The sequence below is a fragment of the Micromonospora sp. ATLC16 genome, assembly GCF_057196645.1.
Window position 1 is genome coordinate 54,738 of the sequence record NZ_JBXUOW010000010.1, and the last position, 20,316, is coordinate 75,053.

Below are 20,316 nucleotides of genomic sequence, written 5' to 3' on the forward strand. Positions count from 1 at the left end.
CAATACGGCCCAGGCCCGACACCGGACACGGGATCGTCGGCCACCCGACGATGCCGGACCGAAACCTGACAACCGCCGATCGGCAGCCGTCCCGCACCGAACCGCCATCGATGTTCGCCAACCGGCTGGCCACCCGACGTGTCCCGCCGATCCGGTCGGTTCACATCCCCAAATCGCGGGCGATGATCATGCGCTGCACCTCGGAGGTGCCCTCGCCGATCTCCAGGATCTTGGAGTCCCGCCAGAACCGGGCCACCGGGTACTCGTTCATGAAGCCGTACCCGCCGTGGATCTGCGTCGCCTCCCGGGCGTTGTCGACCGCGATGGTGCTCGCGTGTAGCTTGGCGATCGCCGCCTGCCGCTTGAACGGCTCGCCGGCCAGCAGGCGGGCAGCGGCGTCGTAGTAGGCGAGCCGAGCGGTGTACGCCTTCGCCTCCATGTCGGCGATCTTGAACTGGATCGCCTGGTAGTTGCCGATCGGTTGACCGAAGGCGTGCCGCTCCTTCGCGTACTTGATCGACTCGTCGACACAACCCTGGGCGAGGCCGACGGCCAGCGCGGCGATGGCGATCCGGCCCTCGTCGAGGATGTGCAGGAACTGGGCGAAGCCGCGACCACGCTCGCCGAGCAGGTTCTCCGCCGGGACCCGGCAGTCGTCGAAGTTCAGCTCGTGGGTGTCCGAGGCCGTCCAGCCGACCTTGGAGTAGCCGGGCGCGACGGTGAAGCCGGGCGTCCCGCTGGGCACGATGATCGAGGACAACTCCTTCGTGCCGTCCGGCCGGGTGCCGGTGACGGCGGTGACGGTGACCAGGGCGGTGATGTCGGTGCCGGAGTTGGTGATGAACGCCTTCGAGCCGTTGATGACCCATTCGCCGGTCGCCTCGTCCAGCACCGCCCGGGTCTCGGTGCCCCCCGCGTCCGAGCCGAAGCCCGGCTCGGTCAGCCCGAACCCGGCGAGCGCCTCGCCGCTGAGCAACCGGGGCAGCCACCGCGCCCGCTGCTCGTCGGTGCCGAACCGGTAGATCGGCATCGCGCCCAACGAGACCGCCGCCTCCAGGGTGATCGCCACGCTGGAGTCGACCCGGGCCAGCTCCTCCAGGGCCAGGCAGAGAGCGAAGTAGTCACCGCCCATGCCGCCGTGCTCCTCGGCGAAGGGCAGGCCGAACAGGCCCGTCTTGCCCATCTGACGGATGATCTCGTACGGGAACGTGTGCTGCTCGTAGTGCTCGGCGATGACCGGCGCGACCACCTCGCGGGCGAAGTCCCGCACGCTGTCGCGCAGCGCCTCGTGCTCCTCGGTGAGCCGGAAGTCCATCGGGTTTCCTCCTGTGTGGACGGGCCCGCCGGGCGCTCGTGACGCCGGAGCGGGATCGTGCTGCTGCCGGACGGCTCAGACGGGAGTGACGCCGTGCCGTCGCCGGGAGAAATGCCGCTGCTTGCCCCGGGCTGCGGCGAACCGGCGCACCAGCTCGGCGCGTAGCTGCTGCGGCTCCACGATCGCGTCGACCACCAGCTCGCTGGCGAGCCGGACGATGTCGATGTCCCGCTCGTACTCCTCGCGTCGGGCGACGACGAACGCCGCCCGCTCGGCCTCGTCCTCGATGGCCGCGATCTTGTTGGCGTACACGGCGTTCACCGCGGCCTCCGCACCCATCACGGCGATCTTGGCGGTGGGCAGCGCGATGGTGGCGTCCGGCTCGAAGCCCGGCCCGGCCATGGCGTAGAGGCCGGCACCGTACGCCTTGCGCACCACCACACAGATCTTGGGTACGGTCGCCTCGGAGATCGCGGTGATCATCTTTGCGCCGTGCCGGATGATGCCCTGCTTCTCCACCGCGCTGCCGACCATGAAGCCGGGCACGTCGCTCAGGAACAGCAGGGGCACGTTGAACGCGTCGCAGAGCTGCACGAACCGGGTCGCCTTGTCCGCCGAGTCGACGAAGAGCACCCCGCCCTTGAACATCGAGTTGTTGCCGACCACGCCGACGACCTCGCCGTTGAGTCGGCCTAAGCCGATGGTCAACTCCTTGGCCCAGAGGGCCTGGATCTCGAAGAAGGAGTCCTCGTCGAGCAGGCCCTTGACGTACCGCCGCATGTCGAACGCCTGCCGCTCGCTCGCCGGCACCAGCGCGGCGAGGTCGGTCTTTGCCGGTGCCTCGACGGCCGGGGCGGCGGGCGGCTGCTGCGTCCAGTTCGCCGGCAGGTACGACAGGTAGCGCTTCACCACGTCGAGCGCCTCGGCCTCGGACTTGCAGAGGAAGTGCCCGACCCCGGACTCGGCACAGTGCACCCGCGCCCCGCCCATCGCTTCGAGGGTGGTCTTCTCGCCGGTGACCATCTCGACCATCCGGTCCGACCCCAGGTACATGCTGGCGTTGCCCTCGACCATGGCCACCACGTCGCAGAACGCCGGAATGTACGCCCCGCCGGCCGCGCTGGGCCCGAACAGCGCGCAGACCTGGGGGATGGAGCCGGAGGCGCGGACCTGGTTCCAGAAGATCTTTCCGGCGCCACGTCGCCCGGGGAACAGGTCGACCTGGTCGGTGATCCGGGCACCCGCCGAGTCGACCAGGTAGACCATCGGGACGCCGGTGTCGTAGGCCCGCTCGATGATCCGGATGATCTTCTCGACGGTGCGGGCACCCCAGCTACCGGCCTTGACGGTGGAGTCGTTGGCCATCAGGCAGACCTGACGACCGTCGACGGTGGCGGTGCCGGTGACCACGCCGTCGGCCGGCAGGCCCTCGGCCAGCGCGTTGGCGTAGAGACCGTCCTCGACGAAGGAGCCCTCGTCGACCAGGAGCGCGACCCGCTCCCGGGCGAACAGTTTGCCCTTGGCCGCATTCGCCGCGTGGTACTTCTCCGCGCCACCGGCCTGAACCCGCTTGCGCAGCTGCTCCAGCGCCTCACCGTCAACCGTCACCACGCCCCCCACCCCAAGCACCTGAACGATCGTTAGGCTACCCCACCCCCACCCACCCCGGAAACCCCATTGTTGATCATGAGGTTAGCGGCAGATTTCAAGATCGAAATTGCCGCTAACCTCATGATCAACCCAGGTGGGGGTGGGGGGTTAGTGAGGGGTTAGGCGGGTGCGGGGGCCGGCGCGGAGGACGCCCGAGGGGAGGGTGCGGGCGGTCAGGTGCTCGGCCAGCTCGGCTACCTCGATCAGGGCGGCCAGGTCGATGCCGGTGTCGATGCCCATGTCGTGCAGCATGTGCACCGCCTCCTCGGTGGCCAGGTTGCCGCTGGCTCCGGGCGCGTACGGGCAGCCGCCCAGCCCGCCGACGCTGGCGTCGAACTCGGTGACGCCGAGTTCCAGGGCGGTCAGCAGATTGGCCAACGCGGTGCCCCGGGTGTTGTGGAAGTGCAGCAGCACCGGGATGTCGGCGTTGCGGTCGCGGACGGCGGTGAGCAGGTCACGAACCCTTCGGGGCGTACCCATGCCGGTGGTGTCGCCGAATGCGACGCGGTCGGCGCCGTCGCGGACCACCCGGTCCACGATGGCGACCACCCGTGCCGGGTCGATGTCGCCCTCGTAGGGGCAGCCGAAACTGGTCGCGACGATCACCTCGGCGCGGGCACCGGCATCGTGCAGCAGGTCGATCAGCTCGGCGATGTCGTCCAGCGACTCGTCCGTGGAGCGGTTGACGTTGCGCCGGTTGTGCGTGTCGCTGGCCGAGACGACCACCTCGATCTCGGTGAAGCCGACCGCCAGGGCGCGCTGCGCGCCGCGAGTGTTCGGCACCAGCGCCGAGTAACGCACCCCGTCCACCCGCTGCGCCCGTCGCCACACCTCGTCGGCGTCGGCCATCTGCGGGATCGCCCGAGGGTGCACGAACGACACCGCCTCGATCCGTCGCACCCCCGTACGCGAGAGCGCGTCGAGCAGCCGCACCTTTGCGTCGGCCGGGATCGGCGCCTCGTTCTGCAACCCGTCGCGCGGCCCGACCTCACGAATGGACACGTACTCCGGCATCTCCGCCACCCGGCCACCTCGCTGTGACACGTCCTGCCCCTGACACCCCCAGCATGTCACGCCCCACCGCACCTCACCTCACCCACTTGCCCTCCGGTGATCATGATGATGTTGTTGCCCACGACACGCCGGGCGAGGCACAACTACTTCATGATCAATTGACCGCGGGGCAGGGGTCAGCGGAGGCGGGAGACGATTGTGGTGTCGTAGTTGCCGGAGAGAAACTCCTCGTTCTCCAGCAGCTCGGCGAAGAAGGGAAGGTTGTGCTTGGGGCCGGCGAGGTCGAAGGCGGCCACTGCGGCGCGGGCGCGGGCGATGGCCTCGGTCCGGTCCGAGCCGTGCACGATCAGCTTCGCCATCAGGCTGTCGTAGAACGGGGTGACGGTGTTCCCCTCGGCGTAGCCGGAGTCGACGCGTACCCCCTCGCCGGTCGGCTCCACCCAGGTCTTGATCGTTCCCGGGCCGGGCAGGAACCGCTTCGGGTCCTCGGCGTTGACCCGCAGCTCGATGGCGTGGCCGCGCGAGGTCAGCGCGGCCGGGTCGAAGGTGGGCGGCAGGCCGGCGGCCACCCGCAGCTGCTCCTCCACCAGGTCGATGCCGTGCACCAGCTCGGTCACCGGGTGCTCCACCTGGAGCCGGGTGTTCATCTCCAGGAAGAAGAATTCGTCAGCGCCGGAGCCATCCCCCTCGAAGTCCCGCTGACGCGGAACCAACAGGCACTCGACAGTGCCGGCGTTGCGGTAGTCGACCGCCTCACCCGCTCGCACGGCCGCAGCCAGCAGGCGAGAGCGTAGTTCCGGCGAGACCGCCGGGGAGGGCGACTCCTCCACCAGCTTCTGGTTACGCCGCTGCACCGAGCACTCCCGCTCGCCCAGCGCCAGCACCCGACCGTCTGCCAGGCCGAGGATCTGCACCTCGACGTGGCGCACCCGGGAAAAGTACCGCTCCAGCAGCACCGAGCCGTCACCGAACATCCGCTCCGCGAAGGCCCGCACCTTGTCGTACTCGGTGCGCAGCGCGGCCTCGTCGAGCGCCACGCCCATGCCCATGCCGCCGCCACCGGCAGCGGCCTTCACCATCACCGGGTAGCCGATCTCCGCCGCCGCCGCGACCGCCGCCGTCAGGTCGGCCGCCGGCTCGGTGGTCCCGGCCGCCACCGGCACGCCGGCCGCCGCCATCAGGTTCCGCGCATTGATCTTGTCGCCCATCGCGCTGATCGCGTCCGCGCCGGGTCCGACCCAGATCAGCCCGCTGGCCTCGACGGTACGGGCGAAGTCGGCGTTCTCCGACAGGAAGCCGTAACCGGGGTGGATCGCCTGCGCGCCGGTCGACCGGGCGGCGGCGAGGATCGCCTCGGTGTTGCGGTAGCTCTGTGCCGGGTTGGCCGGCCCGACGCAGACGGCCTCGTCGGCCTCGGCGACGAACGGCAGGTCGGCGTCGGCCTCCGAGTGCACCGCGATCGCCCGTACCCCGAGCCGCCGGGCGGTACGGACGATCCGGCGGGCGATCTCGCCCCGGTTGGCGACCAGCAGCGACTCGATCATGGTTCCTCCGCGTCCAGATGGTGGGATCGCGTGCTAGGGAACCACGCCGCCCCGGGTGCGAGGAAGTGCCCCCGCTCAACGCCTGCGGCAGAGATGGGCCTGAGCGCGGTGTCCGAGCGGCGGCGAGCGCGGACGCGCCGGGTCGGCTCCTCGGCCGGTGGCGGCGAGCAGCGAGGTGATGAAGCACACCGGTCCTGGCCGGGTCAGCCCAGGACGGCCGGACGGCGACGGGTCAGGCGGGCTCGGTGGGGGCGAGCAGCGCGGCCAGTGTGGCGGCGCGCAGCAACTCGGCCCGACGCCGGTGATCGACCTCGCCACCGAGGAACGGAGTGGAGTTCATCAGACCGAACGCGGCGTGTGCCAACACCCGCGCCTCACCGTCGGGCAGCCCCGGATGCAGGGCGGTCAGCACCGTCACCCACTCCTCGACGTAGAGCCGCTGAAGTCGGCGGATGCGCCGCCGGGGCTCCTCCGGCAGCCGATCCAGCTCGTGCAGGTGCAGCGCGATGACGGCCGGGTTGGCGAGCGCGAAGTCCACGTGGAAGTCGATCAGCGACTCCAGCGAAGCGCGCGGGTCGCCGGAGTGGGCGGCGGAGCGCTGCCGTCCGCCGTCGAGCAGCCCCTCACTCACCGGCGTCAGCGCGGCGACCAGCATCGCCTCCTTGCCGGCGAAGTGGTGGTAGAGCGCCGGGCCGGTCACACCGGCAGCCGCGCCGATGTCGTCCATCGACACACCGTGGTAGCCCCGCGAGGCGAACAGACCCACCGCGATCTCAAGAATCTCGTCCTTGCGGGATCGGCGTCGTCCCGCCCCCGTGGCCCCGCCATTCGCGCCCCGGGCCTGCTGCTCCACCGTCACCGGGCCAGCGTAGACCCGACTGTCGACAGCGTGGGGCCGTGGTTACCCGCCAGTCCGACTACCGGGAACGTCGACTCACGTCGGGCGTTGGCTGATGCCGGAGAGCCGGAGCGCGATCCGGTGCCGCACCGGCGGCAGCATCGAAATCAGGCCTAGCAGCAGGTCCCGGGCCGGCCGGGCGGCGGGCGGCACGGTGGCGAGGCGGGTCAGTCGGTCAGCGAATCCGGCCACCTCGTGTGCCAGCGGCCGACGTCTGGCCGCGTACTCGTCCAGCCGGGTCTCGGCCGCTCCGGCGAGCACGTCGGCCAGGGTCTCGCCGAGGTCGACCGCGTCGCTGATGCCGAGGTTCATGCCCTGCCCGCCGGCCGGACTGTGCACGTGCCCGGCATCGCCGGCCAGCAGCACCGGCCCGGAGCGGAACGCCCCGGCGACCCGTCGGTGCAGGCGGAAACGCGAGGACCAGAGCACCTCGCGCACCCGGTCCGGCCGTTGCCGGGGGCCGCGCTCGTCGAGCAGGCGTTGCAGGTAGCTCACGTCCGGCTCGGCGGGCGGATCGGTGACGGTGGCGACCAGGCGTACCCGCCCGTCGGGCAGCGGCGCCCAGACCAGTGGCCCGCCCCGGGCGAGGAAGATCGACGCGCCGTCGCGGGGCAGGCCGCTGTCGACCCGTACGTCAGCCAGCACGAACGACTCCTCGGAGTCGGCCGGCCCGGTGAACGCGATGCCGGCCAACTGGCGGACGCTGCTGTTGATGCCGTCGGCGCCGACCACCCATCGGGCGTGCACGATGGTGCCGTCGAGGTCGGCCACCGCGCCCTCGCCGTCGCGCCGCAGGCCGGTGAGCCGGTACGGACGCAGCACCCGCACGCCGGCCTCGGCCAGCCGGTCGGCGAGCACCTCTTCGGTCACCGACTGGGACACCATCAGCGCGTACCGGTGCCGGCTGGGCAACCCGCCGAACGGCACGGTGACCAGCACCCGGTCCCGATCGCGGACGCTGAACCGCGCCGACCGCAGCCCTCGGGTCACCAGCGTCTCGCCGGCTCCGATCCGGTCGAGCACCTCCAGGGTGTACGCGTGCACCACCGCCGCCCGCGAGGTCACCGCCGGCTTCTCCCGCTGGTCGACGACGGTCACCTCAACCCCTCGACGGGCCAGGGTGAGTGCGGCGGTGAGCCCGGTCGGACCCGCGCCGACGACCAGTACGTCAGTTCGTTCGGGCAGCATGACGACCACCTCCGAGGGTATGCCAACAAGTGTTGGCCAACGCCTGTTGGCAACGTTAGGCCGCCCCGGATTGAGAAGTCAACAGCCGTTGGCATACCGTCGGCCACATGACGGAGGGCGTACCCGAACGGGCTTCGAAACCGGTCGCGGAGCGGACGGCCGGTGGCGGACGCCGCAGCTCGGAGGCGACCCGCGCGGCGATCCTGCGGGCCGCCCGGAACCGCTTCGCCGCCGACGGGTACGACCGGGCGACGATCCGGGCCATCGCCGCGGACGCGCGGATCGACCCGTCGATGGTGATGCGGTACTACGGCAGCAAGGAGAACCTGTTCGCCACGGCGGCCGAGTTCGATCTGCGGCTGCCCGACCTGAGCGACGTGCCGGTTGATCGCCTTGGCACGGCGCTGGTCAGCTACTTCTTCACTCGGTGGGAGGGCGATTCCACCCTGCCGGCGCTGCTGCGCACGGCGAGCACCAACCCGAGCGGGGCGGAGCGGGTACGCGACATCTTCGCCACCCAGCTCGGCGTGGCGGTCGGCCGGGTGGTCGCCGACCCCGCCGAGGCCCCACGGCGGGCCGGACTGGTCGCCAGCCAACTGCTCGGCGTCGCCCTGACCCGCTACGTCCTGCGCCTACCCCCGATGGTCGACATCTCCCCCGCCGAGCTGATCGCCTGGCTGACCCCCACCATCCAGCACTACCTCACGCACCCCGCCCCCCACTGACCCCCTGCGCTGATCGCTCCCCTGCGCTGATCGCCCCGCCCCGTTGATCATGAGGTTAGCGGCATAGTTGATCTTCATTCCGGCCGCTAACCTCATGATCAACACTGCGTCACCGCGGGTCGGGGCCCTTGACGACGGGGGCGCGTACGAGGTTGCCCCACTCGGTCCAGGAGCCGTCGTAGTTGCGCACCCTGGGGTAACCGAGCAGGTGGCGCAGGACGAACCAGGTGTGGCTGGAGCGTTCGCCGATCCGGCAGTACGCGATCACGTCGTCGTCCGGCGTCAGGCCGAGCTGGTCGGCGTAGATGCCGCGCAGCTCGTCGGCCGACTTGAAGGTGCCGTCGTCGTTGGCGGCGGACTTCCACGGCTTGCTCACCGCGCCCGGAATGTGACCGCCGCGCAGCGCACCCTCCTGCGGGTAGTCCGGCATGTGCAGCATCTCGCCGGTGTACTCGCCCGGTGACCGCACGTCGACCAGCGGCCGGCCGGCGTCGACATGCGCCGACACCTCCTCGCGGAAGGCCCGTACCGGCGCGTCGTTGCGCTGCGGCACCGGATAGTCCGCCCGGGGCCGACCAGACTTGTCGCGGGTCAGCTCACGCCCCTCGGTGATCCACTTCTGCCGGCCGCCGTCGAGCAGCCGTACATCCTGGTGACCGAAGAGGGTGAAGACCCAGAGGGCGTACGCGGCCCACCAGTTGAAGTTGTCGCCGTAGAAGACGACCGTGTCGTCACGGCCGATGCCCTTGGCGGCACAGAGTTCGGCGAACCGTTCGGCGTCCAGGTAGTCCCGGGTCACCTGGTCGTTCAGCTCCAGATGCCAGTCGACCTTGACGGCACCCGGGATGTGGCCGCTGTCATAGAGCAGCACATCCTCGTCGGACTCGACCACCACGAGACCGTCGTCGCCCAGATGGTCGGCCAGCCAGTCGGTGGTGACCAGTCGCTGCGGGTCCGCGTACGACTGGAGTCGGGGATCGGGATCGTTCGGCACAGACATGGTCCCCAAAGTACGCCGGGCTTCGGCCGGCCAACGGGAATCGGGTGCAGCGGATGTGGTCCGCCGGGCGTGACGCTCCTGACTGCCGCCGAACACGAGGACCGACATGACCGCAGCGCCACCAGGGGCCGAACCACCGCCGGTGGACTTCAGCGAGTCTTACCAGTCGCACTTCCAGCGGGTGGCCTGGAACCTGGCCACCAGCCGGCTCCGTCGGATTCGTACCGCCGTGCGTCACCTGGCCCGGCAGCGGGAGGAGCACGTGCCCGGCCCGAACCCGGACCGGGTGATGCTGCTGGCGGCGCTCACCATCCTGCCCGCCACCCAACGCCGGCGATCGTCCTGCACCACCTGGCCGAGCTCAGCGTCGCGGAGATCGGGGCGGAGTGGGGGTCAGTCGGTCAGGGGGGTGAGGGTGGGGCGTTTGGCGGTGCGGGTGTCGCCGGAGGAGCGGCCGGTAAGGCGGCGCTTGACCCAGGGGGCCAGATGTTGACCGGCCCAGCGGAGGTCGGCGGTGCGGGCCAACAGCCAGGGGGTGGGCTCCGGGTTCGGCGGGACCAGCAGCCATTCCTCGTCGCAGCCGACGCCGAGGGCGGCCAACACCTGGCCGGCGACGCGGCGGTGCCCGGCCGGGGACAGGTGCAGCCGGTCGGTGCTCCAGAGCATCGGGTGCAGGTACGTGTCGTCGGCGTACAGGTCGACCAGGATGGCGCCGTGCCGTTCGGCGGTCTCCCCGACAGCACGGTTGAGCAGGGCTACCCGGGGCGCGATCAGCCGTTGGCCGGGCAGCCGCGCCATCAGGCCGGCGAACCGGAACAGCAGCACGTCGGCACCCCGGCTGCGCAGCCGGCCGACCACCTCGTCGAAGCGGGTGACCAGGGCGTCCGGGTCGAAGCTACGCCGCAGCACGTCGTTGCCGCCCGCCGCGAAGCTGACCAGGTCGGGCTTCATCGCCAGGGCCGCCGGCACCTGCTCGGCCACCACACTCGGAAAGGTCCGCCCCCGGATGGCCAGGTTGGCGTACGCGAAGTCGGGGCCGACATCGGCGGCGAGCCGGGTGGCCACCAGATCCGCCCAGCCCCGGAAGCTGCCATCCGGGTAGGCGTCGTCCAGACCTTCGGTGAAGCTGTCCCCGACCGCGACGTAACTGCGCCAGCGCACTGCTCACTCCTCTGCACGTGCGAGTAGGCAAGGAACTCCTGCCTACCACCGGAAGTTTTACATCGGCCACCCTCGTGGTGGTGCCCCGTGCGGCCGAACGTGGCGGACGTCATCGACACCCTCGGAGTTGTGGCGCCCCGGTACGCCCGCCGCAGCCACCCGACCTCCACCGTCGGCGTGGGCTTCCGAGCCAGGCCGTGCGGCAGCGGCCGGCGCAGGCCGTCAACGGAGCCGCTTTCGCAGATCTTGGTGCGCGGACGCCCCTATGAGGGCGCAGCCGCACCAAGATTCGCCGCATAAATGGATCGGTGGGGTGGGGGGTGGGGTTCTAGGGTGCGGGGGTGATGCTGCGGATGTCGACGTCGTTGATTCGGACCCTGCGCGAGGATCCGGCCGATGCGGAGGTGCCGAGCCATCGGCTGCTGCTGCGGGCCGGATACATCCGGCGGGCGGCACCGGGCGGCTACACCTGGTTGCCGCTGGGCCGGCTGGTGCTGGAGCGGGTCACCGAGATCGTGCGGGCCGAGATGACCGCGATCGGCAACCAGGAAGTCCACTTTCCGGCGCTGCTGCCCGCCGAGCCCTACCGCACAAGTGGACGGTGGACCGAGTACGGCGACGACATCTTCACCCTGGCCGACCGGCGCGGCGCCGAGCACCTGCTGGCGCCGACCCACGAGGAGTTGGCCACGCTGCTGGTCAAGGAGCTGTTCACCTCGTACCGCGATCTTCCGGTGACGCTGTTCCAGATCCAGACCAAGTATCGCGACGAGGCCCGCCCCCGTGCTGGTCTGCTGCGCGGGCGCGAGTTCCTGATGAAGGACGCGTACTCCTTCGACCTGGACGACGCGGGCCTGCGGGCCGCGTACGGCCGGCACCGCGCGGCGTACCAGCGGATCTTCGACCGGCTCGGCCTCGACCACACGGTGGTGCACGCGGTGTCGGGCGCGATGGGCGGCTCCGCGTCCGAGGAGTTTCTGGCCGCCACGCCGGTCGGCGAGGACACCTACGTGGGCTGCACCGACTGCCACTACGCGGCCAACACCGAGGCGGTGACCACGCCCGCACCGGTCGCCGGCGACCCGCAGGCGCAGCCGGCGATCGAGGCACACGACACCCCCGAGACGCCGACCATCGCCAGCCTGGTCGCGCTCGCCAACGATCACCGGCTGGCCGGGCGGGACGACTGGTCCGCCGCCGACACCCTGAAGAACGTGGTGCTGACGGTACGCCGGCCGGGCGCCGAAGCGCCGGAGCTGCTGGTGGTCGGGTTGCCCGGCGACCGGGAGGTCGACCTGAAACGGCTGGCCGCCGCGCTGGCGCCGGCCACCGTTGACGTCTTCGACGGCTGGGACGAGCACCCCGAACTGGTGCGGGGCTACCTCGGGCCACAGGTGTTCGACAAGCTCGGCGTCCGCTACCTGGTCGACCCCCGGGTGGTGCCGGGTACCGCCTGGCTGACCGGGGCGAACGAGCCGGGCCGGCACGCCACGAACGTGGTGTGCGGCCGGGACTTCACCCCCGAGGGCACGGTCGAGGCCGCCGAGGTGCGTCCCGGTGACCCCTGTCCGGCCTGTGCCACCGGCCAGTTGACCATGCGTCGGGGCATCGAGATCGGGCACATCTTTCAACTCGGTCGCCGCTACACCGACGCCTTCGCGGTGGACGTGCTCGGTCCGCAGGGCAAGCCGGTCCGGCCCACCATGGGCTGCTACGGCATCGGCGTGTCCCGGGCGGTGGCGGCTATCGCCGAACAGCACCACGACGATCGGGGACTGGTGTGGCCGACGGCTGTCGCGCCGTGCGACGTACACCTGGTGGCGGCCGGCAAGGGTCCGCAGCTCGACGCGGCGCTCGACCTCGGCGCCCGGCTCGCCGACGCGGGCCTGCGGGTGCTTGTCGACGACCGGACCGCCGTCTCCGCCGGGGTGAAGTTCACCGACGCCGAGCTGATCGGCATTCCGCGCACCGTCGTGGTCGGACGCCGTCTGGCCGACGGGTACGTCGAGTTGCGCGACCGGGCGACCGGGGAGCGCACCGAACTACCCGTGGCGGACCTGCTGGAGAAACTGTTGAACGGGTAGGCGGAAACATGGTGTAGCCGTCAGGTGACGGGGTAACGCATCCTGATCGGCTCGACTTGCTCTGGAGGGCTCTCATGACCGGTTACCGGGTCGCTGACGTGATGACCCGGCAGGTGATCTACCTGCCGGCGGAGACCACCCTCGACGAGGCGGCCAGGGTGATGAAGGAGGCCGACATCGGCGACGTCGTCGTCACCGACGGCGCGAATCTCGCCGGCATCCTGACCGACCGCGACATCGTGGTACGCGCGGTGGCGGAGAACGCCGACGCCAGCACCACCACCATCGGTTCGATCGTCACCCGCGAGGTCGTGATGATCGAGCAGTACTGCACCGCGGGTGAGGCCGCGTCGCTGATGCGCGAACGTGGCATTCGGCGCGTCCTCGTCTGCGACAACGAGCGGAAGCTGGTCGGCATCGTCTCCCTCGGCGACCTCGCCATGCAGCTCGACCCCACCTCGGCGCTCAGCGAGATCAGCGAGCAGTCGCCCACGGTGTGAGGAAGGACCGCCGGGCGGCGGCGGTAGCCTGGCGGGATGCCCGAGATGCCGAGCAAGCTGGCCGAGATCGTCGACGAGTTCGCCGATGCGCCACGCGACGTGGTGCTGGAGATGCTGCTGGAGTACTCCGACGCGGTGCCGCCGCTGCCCGCCGGGCACCCCGGCCACGAGGGCATGGAGCAGGTCGTGGAGTGCCAGACTCCGTTCTTCCTGCGCGCCGAGGTGAGGCCCGAGGGCACCGTCGACACCCTGTTCGACTGCCCACCGGAGTCACCCACCACCCGGGCGTTCGCCGGCATTCTCGCCGAAGGGCTGGCCGGTGCCACCCCGGAACAGGTCCTCGCCGTACCGGACGACCTGTACCAGCGGATGGGCCTGGCGCAGGCGATCAGCCCACTGCGGGTACGCGGCGGCACCGCCATCCTCGCCCGGCTCAAGCGGCAGGTCCGCGAACAGACGGTGTGACCTGGGCGGCAGTCGGGAAGAGACCTGCCGGCCAGCGGGTTGTCTCCGGTCATGGAGATCGACATCTACGCCGACGTGGTCTGCCCCTGGTGCTGGATCGGCCGCCGCCGATTCACCGAGGCGCTCGCGTCGTACGACGGCAAGGTGGCCATCAGGCACCGGCCCTTCCAGTTGGACCCGTCACCGGTCCCGTCGCCGCGCCCGATGCTGGACGTGCTGGCCGAGAAGTTCGGCGGCCAGGAGCAGGCCCGGCAGATGGTCGCCCGGGTCGTCGAGGTCGGCGCGAGCGTCGGTCTGGAGTTGCGCTACGACCGGGCGATCGCGGCCAACACCTTCGACGCGCACCGGCTGACCACCTGGGCCGGTCGGCGGGACCGCGACGGGGAGATGGTCGAGGCGCTGCACCGGGCCCACTTCACCGACGGCGTCGACATCGGCTCCCGTGAGGCGCTGGCCGGGGTGGCCGCGAGCATCGGGCTGGACGGCGACGACGTCCGCCGCTTCCTCGACTCCGACGAAGGGGTCGACGAGTTGCGGGCCGAACTGGCCGCCGCCCGCCAGCTCGGGGTGACCAGCGTGCCCACCTTCGTGCTCGCCGGCAAATACGGGGTCACCGGGGCGCAGGAACCAGCCACCCTGCTCGCGGCCCTCGCCGAGGTGGAGCAGCGCGAGGCCGCCGCACACTGACGGCATCGACGTCGTCGATGTTTCACGTGCAACGACATCGATGCATGTCGACGATCAGGTCGGCCTGGCCAGGTCCTCCACCACCCGGGCGCCGGGCAGGCCGGCCAGCACCGCGCCCGGCAGCGCGATCTTGCTGTGTCGTACGCCCGACCCGATCACCACGTACGGCGTGTCCACCACCCGCGGGTCGACCAGGATCGGCCACTGCAACGGCAACCCGATCGGCGTGATCCCGCCGTACTCCATGCCGGTCAACTCCACCGCGTCGGCCATCGGCGCGAAGCTCGCCTTTCGGACGTCCAGCGCCCGGCGGGCCACCCCGTTGACGTCCGCCCGGGTGGTGGCGAGCACCAGGCAGGCCGCGTACCGGGTCACCCCCTCGCGCCTACCGGCCACGACCACGCAGTTGGCCGACTCGTCCAGCCCGACGTCGTACGCCGCACAGAACGCCGCGGTGTCGGCGAGGTCGGCGTCGATCGGCGCTACCTGCACCGCGTCGACGTCCACCGGCGAGTCGGCCGGCCACTGGGCGAGTGCGGCGGCGACCGGCGCGGCCAACAGGTCGGTACGGGTGCGAGCGGGCTCGGTCTTCAGCGTTCCCATCACGCGTTCGATCGTCGCATCCGGAGCCCGCGACGCGGACCGGGACCAGCTTCCGGACCAGTGCCCCGACCGACACCGGGCCCGAGCCTGGACCGGCGTCCCACCGTCAGCCCTCGTTGGTCAGGAAGCCGTGCCGCTCCAGCATCGCCCGATCCCGGGAGGCGGCCATCTCCTCCGCCCGCACGGCCTGAACGCGGCGCACCTCAATGTCCTCCATCGCGTGCCGCACCGAGAGTCGGATCACTCCGTAGAGGAAGACGAACCCGCAGACGTACAGGAGGCTGGTGATGACGAACTTGAGCATGGCTCGACGTTAGGGCGAACGTGAACCCGAGCAGGTGTCATCGCGTCGCCGTTCGCCCGTACGTGTCGATGACCGGGCCGAGTTTGCTGGACAGGCGCGGCATCTCGTCGATGAGCTACCCCGAAGCGACGCGGCGGCGGCACCACGCTGCTGGCCCCCGATGTACAGCAGTGCGGCGCTCACCCCCGCCCCACGAGCAAGCCTCGGACCTCAACCTGCCTTCAGGTCAAGAGTGACGCGGCTTACCTCAGGCGGATTCCAGCGCCTCGCCTAGCCCTTTGGCCAGCCCGGACAGGTGCTGGTCGGCCAGCAGGTGCCCGGCGGTGATCACCAGCGCCAATGGCCACTCGATCACCTGGAGCACGGTCAACACACCGATGCCGGCGTAGTAGGTCAGCTTGTCCGGCGGAGGCACCGCCACCTCCCCCAGCCACGGCACGTTCACCAGGCGGGTGAACACCTGCAACGACTCCCGGGTCCCACTGAGCTGTCGTGTCAACGCACTCATCTCGCCTCCCCGTTGCGACGACGCCCACCTCGGATTCCTCCGCCGCGGCCGTCCATGCCCGGCCGAGCAGGAAACTTTTCCCAGCTCGGCCGGGCATAAGGGACGTCCGGCCGGGAAGCCAGGCCGCCGGGCACGAACGGTGGGAGGCAGAATGCGGTTTGGCGCCGTCGGAGTACCTCCGGTGGTGGAAGCCGCCTCCCGCCGCGTCGGTGCCACCGCGACCCGGCTCGCCCGGGCGGCCGGGCTGACCAGCCGGCGGGTGTGGTCCCGCCCCGGCCGGCACCACATCGAGGTCCACGGCGTCTGCCAGGACGGCGGCGACACCCTCGCCCGCCTGGTCGAGGCGGCGCTGGAACGGATGCCGGGAGTCACCTGGGCGCGGGTGAACGCCCCCTCCGGCCGGGTGGTCGTCGCCGTCGACACACCGGGACCGAAGGTACGCGAGCTGGTCGCCACCATCTCCCGCGTCGAACGCACCTGCCCACACGAGCCGGATCCGGAGATCCCGCCGCCGCACCCACCCGAGGAAGGACCACGAACCCCGCGTACCCTCGGCGCCCTCGCCTCCGACGCGCTCGGCCTGACCATCTCCGCGGCCACCCGGATCCTGCCCGTCACCCCGGTTCCCGGTGAGGTCTCCGGACTGCTCAGCGCCATCGACCTGCACCCGAAGCTGCACGCCCTCGCCGGTCTGGGACTACGCCGCGATCCACGCGCCGAGGTTCTCTTCCCACTCGCCGAGGCGGTGGTGCAGGGCCTCACCGGCGGCTGGACGGGGATAGTGCTCGACAGCGCACAGCGGATCGTCCAGTGGGGCGAAGGGCTGGCCCAGCTACGAGCCTGGGAGAAGGCCGAACCCCGGCTCACCGGCGAGCCGGATCGCGCCGTCGCCCGTACCCCCGCCTTCGACCGGCCCTGTCCGAAACCCGACGGCTCCGTCGAGCGGTACATGAACCGGATGCTCGCCGGTGGCGCGGCGGCCTTCGCTGCGGCGACGCCCGTGGTCGGCCCGAAACGGGCCGCCGCCCTGGGCCTCTCCGCGCTGCCCAAGGCACCGGGCAGCGGACGCGAGGGGTACGCGGCCCAACTCGGCCGGATCCTCGCCCGACGCGGCGTCATCGCCATGGACCGCAGCGTGCTCCGCGAACTCGACCGCATCGACACGCTGGTGCTGGACGCCCGGATCCTCGGTTCCGACCGGGGCGTCCTGGCCGATCTGGCGCCACTTCCCGGCGTCGACACGTCCCAGGTCGCCGCCCAGGCATTCGCCCTCTTCGAGCCGGCCGCACCGAACGACGTACATCAGCTCGACGGGTGGCGGCTCGGCCCGCTGGACCGGCTCGGCGTGCGGGAGGCCGGCGACACCGAGGAAAGCCGGCGGCTACGCCAACGCGGCGGAACTCTGCTCGGTCTGGCCCAGGCCGACACCCTCGCGGCCCTACTGCGGGTCGCACCCGAGCCGGCACCCGGCGTCGAAGCCCTGCCGGCCGTCGCTCGGCAGGCCGGCCTGCGGCTCGTCGTCGCCGGCGGGGACCCGCAGCGGCACGCCTCCGCCGACGCGCTGATGCCCGGTGACGACCAGCTCACCGAGTCGGTACGCGCCCTGCAACGGGAGGGTGCGGTGGTGATGCTCGTCTCCGGCGACCGCACCGCTCTCGCCGCAGCGGACTGCGGGCTGGGCCTCGCCGACGCCGACGATCCGCCGCCGTGGGGGGCGCATCTGCTGGTCGGCACCGATCTGCGGGTCGTCGCCCTGATCATCGAAGCGGCCGGGGTGGCCCGGCGGATGACCGCGCAGAACCTGCGCATCGGCCTGGCCGGCACCGGTCTCGGCGCGCTCGGTGCCTTCACCGCCGACCCGGCCCTGCTACCCGGCCGTACGCTCGCCTCGGTCAACGGCGCGGCGGCCCTGGCCTTCGCCCACGGCGTGTGGCGGGCCGGTCGGTTGACCGAAGCCACCGTCGCGCCCGCACCCGCGATCACCGCCTGGCATCTGATGCCGGTGCCCACCGTCATCGACCAGCTCGGCACGGGCCACGACGGGTTGACCGAGACCGAAGCCCAGCGACGACAGGCCGACCGCCCAGGTGAGACGGCCGGCCCGGGCGGGCTGCTCCGGGCTTTCGTCGACGAACTGGCCAACCCGCTCACTCCGGTGCTCGCCGCCGGAGCGGTGCTCTCCGCCAGCTTCGGCTCGCTCGTCGACGCCGCCCTGGTCGGTGGGGTCGTCGGAGCTTCAGCGCTGGTCGGCGCGGTACACCAGCGCAACACCGAGAAGTCGCTGGCGCAGCTGCTGTCCCGTTCGGCGGTGACCGCCCGGGTCCGCCGCGACGGCGTCGAACGGGTGGTATCCGCCGACGACCTCGTCCCCGGCGACGTGATCGTGCTCGAATCCGGCGACGCGGTACCCGCCGACTGCCGGGTGCTGACCTCTGTCGGCCTGGAAGCGGACGAGTCCTCCCTGACCGGCGAGTCACTGCCGGTCAGCAAGACCGACCAGCCGGTGGTCGCCGCCGCCGTGGCCGAGCGCGCCTCCATGGTCTACGAGGGCACCAGCATCGCCGCCGGCCGTGGCGACGCCGTGGTCGTGGCCACCGGCGCCGGCACCGAGGCCGGACGCAGTCTCGCCCTGGCCGGGCAGACGCCGCCGGTCAGCGGGGTCGAGGCCCGGCTGGGCAAGCTGACCCGCGCCGCGATCCCGATGGCCGCCGGGTCGGCGGTCGCGGTGGCCGGCGCCGGGCTGCTGCGGGGCGTACCGCTGGCCCAGACCGCCGCGACCGCCGCGAACCTGGCCGTCGCCTCGGTGCCGGAGGGACTACCGTTCCTGGTCAGCGCCGCCCAACTGGCCGCCGCCCGACGACTCGCCGAGCACGGTGCACTGGTCCGTAACCCGCGCACCATCGAGGCGCTGGGCCGGGTCGACGTGCTCTGCTTCGACAAGACCGGCACCCTCACCGAGGGTCACCTGATGCTGGTCGGGGTGGGTGACGCCGACTCGTACGCCCCCGTGGAGCAACTCGACGACCGGCTGCGACGCACCCTGGCTGCGGCGCTGCGGGCCACCCCGGCGGCCGACGACCCCGAGGAACTCTCCATGCAGACCGACCGGGCGGTGCTGCGAGGTGCCCGCGCCGCCGGTGTCACCGAACCGGACGGCGCGCCCGGCTGGCGGGCCGCCGGTGGTCTGCCGTTCGAACCGTCGCGCGGGTACCACGCCAGCGTCGGCGGAACCGACACCGGGTTGCTGCTCAGTGTGAAGGGCGCGCCGGAGGCGGTCGTGCCGCGCTGCGCCGCGAACCGGGTCGCCGGACGCGACGAGCCGCTCGACGACGCGGGCCGGGCCGAACTGCACCGGCTGCTCGGCGAACGGGCCGGTGCCGGACACCGCATCCTCGCCGTCGCCGAGTGCACCGCCGCCGACCCGAACATCACCGACGAGGGCGTACACGGCCTGGTCTTCACCGGCTTCCTGGCGATCGCCGACGGGGTACGCGCCAGCGCCGCGCCGGCCGTCCGCCGGATCCGCCAGGCGGGCGTGCACACCATCATGATCACTGGTGACCATCCGGCGACCGCCGAGGCGATCGCCGCCACCATCAGCGCCGGGAACGCCCAGCAGGTGGTCACCGCCACCGAACTCGACCAACTCGACGACACCGCCCTCGCCGAGCGGCTCGCCGTCACCGACGTGGTGGCCCGCTGCACCCCGGCCCACAAGGTCCGCATCATCCAGGCACTGCAGAAGTGCGGGCGTACCGTCGCGATGACCGGTGACGGCGCCAACGACGCCCCCGCCATCCGGCTGGCCGACGTGGGCATCGCCCTCGGTCAACGGGGCACCCCGGCGGCGCGTGCCGCGGCCGACCTGGTGGTCACCGACGACCGGCTGGAAACCATCATCGCCACCCTGGTCGAAGGTCGGGCGATGTGGTCCTCGGTCCGCCACGCGCTGAGCATCCTCGTCGGCGGCAACCTCGGCGAGATCGCCTTCAGCGTGCTGACCGCCGCCGCCACCGGCCGGGCCGCGCTCAACGGACGCCAACTGCTGCTGGTCAACCTGCTCACCGACATGGTGCCGGCGCTGGCCATCGCCGTGCGGCCACCCGGCGGCGACCACGCCGACGGACTGCTCCGGGAAGGCCCGGACAGCTCACTCGGCCAGACCATGACCCGGGAGATCGGGCTGCGCGCCGCCGCCACCACCCTCGGTGCGACCACCGGCTGGACACTTGCCCGCTACACCGGCACGCAGCGACGCGCCGGCACCGTCGCCCTGGTCTCCCTGGTCGGTACCCAGCTCGGCCAGACCGTGCTGGCCGGCGGCACCAGCCCGACCGTGCTCGCCTCCACCGCCGCATCCTTCGGGGTACTGGCCGCAGTTGTGCAGACCCCCGGGCTCAGCCAGTTCTTCGGCTGCACCCCGCTGGGCCCGGTCGGTTGGACCATCGCCACCGGGTCGGCGCTCGGCGCCACCCTCGCCAACGGCGCTCTCACCCAGCTCGTCGCCCGATTCCCGCAGGTCGATAGCGAACAGACGGACGGGCGGGCCGGCAACCGGCGGGACGACGGCGATGGGGTCGACGGCGGGCGAGCGGACGACCGGCCCCACGTCGGCCGGTCGGCCGACAGCGGACGGGAAGCCGCTGCGCACCACGGCTGACCGGCGTCAG

At 71.6% G+C, this 20,316-nt stretch carries 17 protein-coding genes; 6 read left to right on the top strand and 11 right to left on the bottom strand.

Features of this window, described 5'->3' with window-relative positions; all coding sequences use genetic code 11:
* Positions 1–160: 160 nt before the first annotated feature.
* The 6 genes from AC2CHE_RS06730 to AC2CHE_RS06755 form a co-directional block, all read right to left on the bottom strand.
* A complete protein-coding gene (locus tag AC2CHE_RS06730; RefSeq protein ID WP_484504021.1) occupies positions 161–1,315 on the bottom strand; it encodes an acyl-CoA dehydrogenase family protein in 1,155 nt (384 codons plus the stop codon).
* Between the two features lie 75 nt (positions 1,316–1,390).
* On the bottom strand, positions 1,391–2,923 hold the full coding sequence (locus tag AC2CHE_RS06735; RefSeq protein WP_484504058.1) for an acyl-CoA carboxylase subunit beta: 1,533 nt from the start codon (positions 2,921–2,923) through the stop codon (positions 1,391–1,393).
* 150 nt (positions 2,924–3,073) lie between these two features.
* Entirely contained in the window at positions 3,074–3,979 is a 906-nt protein-coding gene (locus AC2CHE_RS06740) for a hydroxymethylglutaryl-CoA lyase (protein ID WP_484504059.1), read from the bottom strand.
* Between the two features lie 176 nt (positions 3,980–4,155).
* Positions 4,156–5,523, bottom strand: coding sequence for an acetyl-CoA carboxylase biotin carboxylase subunit (locus AC2CHE_RS06745; protein ID WP_484504022.1), 1,368 nt, complete (start codon positions 5,521–5,523; stop codon positions 4,156–4,158).
* Between the two features lie 232 nt (positions 5,524–5,755).
* Complete coding sequence (locus AC2CHE_RS06750) at positions 5,756–6,382, bottom strand: TetR/AcrR family transcriptional regulator (protein WP_484504023.1); 627 nt, start codon at positions 6,380–6,382, stop codon at positions 5,756–5,758.
* Positions 6,383–6,457: 75 nt separating this feature from the next.
* The gene (locus AC2CHE_RS06755) at positions 6,458–7,609 is read right to left on the bottom strand and encodes an FAD-dependent oxidoreductase (protein WP_484504024.1); all 1,152 of its coding nucleotides are present in this window, start codon (positions 7,607–7,609) and stop codon (positions 6,458–6,460) included.
* 107 nt (positions 7,610–7,716) lie between these two features.
* On the opposite strand from AC2CHE_RS06755, the gene AC2CHE_RS06760 reads away from it, so the two are divergent.
* Positions 7,717–8,334: a TetR/AcrR family transcriptional regulator gene (locus AC2CHE_RS06760; RefSeq protein ID WP_484504025.1), complete on the top strand. Its 618-nt coding sequence runs from the start codon at positions 7,717–7,719 to the stop codon at positions 8,332–8,334.
* A 109-nt stretch (positions 8,335–8,443) separates the two neighbouring features.
* Here AC2CHE_RS06760 and AC2CHE_RS06765 read toward each other — a convergent pair whose 3' ends face one another.
* Together AC2CHE_RS06765 and AC2CHE_RS06770 are read right to left on the bottom strand one after the other, a co-directional pair.
* Positions 8,444–9,334, bottom strand: coding sequence for a sulfurtransferase (locus tag AC2CHE_RS06765; protein WP_484504026.1), 891 nt, complete (start codon positions 9,332–9,334; stop codon positions 8,444–8,446).
* A gap of 393 nt (positions 9,335–9,727) precedes the next feature.
* A complete protein-coding gene (locus tag AC2CHE_RS06770) occupies positions 9,728–10,495 on the bottom strand; it encodes an SGNH/GDSL hydrolase family protein (RefSeq protein ID WP_484504027.1) in 768 nt (255 codons plus the stop codon).
* A 341-nt stretch (positions 10,496–10,836) separates the two neighbouring features.
* Here AC2CHE_RS06770 and AC2CHE_RS06775 point away from each other — a divergent pair, with 341 nt between their 5' ends.
* From AC2CHE_RS06775 to AC2CHE_RS06790, 4 genes are all read left to right on the top strand, one after another.
* Complete coding sequence (locus tag AC2CHE_RS06775) at positions 10,837–12,579, top strand: proline--tRNA ligase (RefSeq protein ID WP_484504028.1); 1,743 nt, start codon at positions 10,837–10,839, stop codon at positions 12,577–12,579.
* A 74-nt stretch (positions 12,580–12,653) separates the two neighbouring features.
* Entirely contained in the window at positions 12,654–13,079 is a 426-nt protein-coding gene (locus tag AC2CHE_RS06780; protein WP_484504029.1) for a CBS domain-containing protein, read from the top strand.
* 36 nt (positions 13,080–13,115) lie between these two features.
* The gene (locus tag AC2CHE_RS06785; protein ID WP_484504030.1) at positions 13,116–13,544 is read left to right on the top strand and encodes a SufE family protein; all 429 of its coding nucleotides are present in this window, start codon (positions 13,116–13,118) and stop codon (positions 13,542–13,544) included.
* Between the two features lie 51 nt (positions 13,545–13,595).
* Positions 13,596–14,231, top strand: a complete 636-nt coding sequence (locus AC2CHE_RS06790) for a DsbA family oxidoreductase (RefSeq protein WP_484504031.1) — start codon at positions 13,596–13,598, stop codon at positions 14,229–14,231.
* A gap of 54 nt (positions 14,232–14,285) precedes the next feature.
* Here the strand turns inward: AC2CHE_RS06790 and AC2CHE_RS06795 are convergent, their stop codons facing one another.
* The 3 genes from AC2CHE_RS06795 to AC2CHE_RS06805 all read right to left on the bottom strand — a co-directional run bounded on the left by AC2CHE_RS06795 (position 14,286) and on the right by AC2CHE_RS06805 (position 15,646).
* On the bottom strand, positions 14,286–14,834 hold the full coding sequence (locus AC2CHE_RS06795) for a YbaK/EbsC family protein (protein WP_484504060.1): 549 nt from the start codon (positions 14,832–14,834) through the stop codon (positions 14,286–14,288).
* A 106-nt stretch (positions 14,835–14,940) separates the two neighbouring features.
* Positions 14,941–15,138 carry a hypothetical protein gene (locus AC2CHE_RS06800; protein ID WP_484504032.1) on the bottom strand — a complete coding sequence of 66 codons (198 nt, stop codon included), beginning with the start codon at positions 15,136–15,138 and terminating at the stop codon, positions 14,941–14,943.
* 247 nt (positions 15,139–15,385) lie between these two features.
* Complete coding sequence (locus AC2CHE_RS06805; protein WP_484504033.1) at positions 15,386–15,646, bottom strand: hypothetical protein; 261 nt, start codon at positions 15,644–15,646, stop codon at positions 15,386–15,388.
* Between the two features lie 151 nt (positions 15,647–15,797).
* On the opposite strand from AC2CHE_RS06805, the gene AC2CHE_RS06810 reads away from it, so the two are divergent.
* Complete coding sequence (locus tag AC2CHE_RS06810; protein WP_484504034.1) at positions 15,798–20,306, top strand: HAD-IC family P-type ATPase; 4,509 nt, start codon at positions 15,798–15,800, stop codon at positions 20,304–20,306.
* Positions 20,307–20,316: the final 10 nt, after the last annotated feature.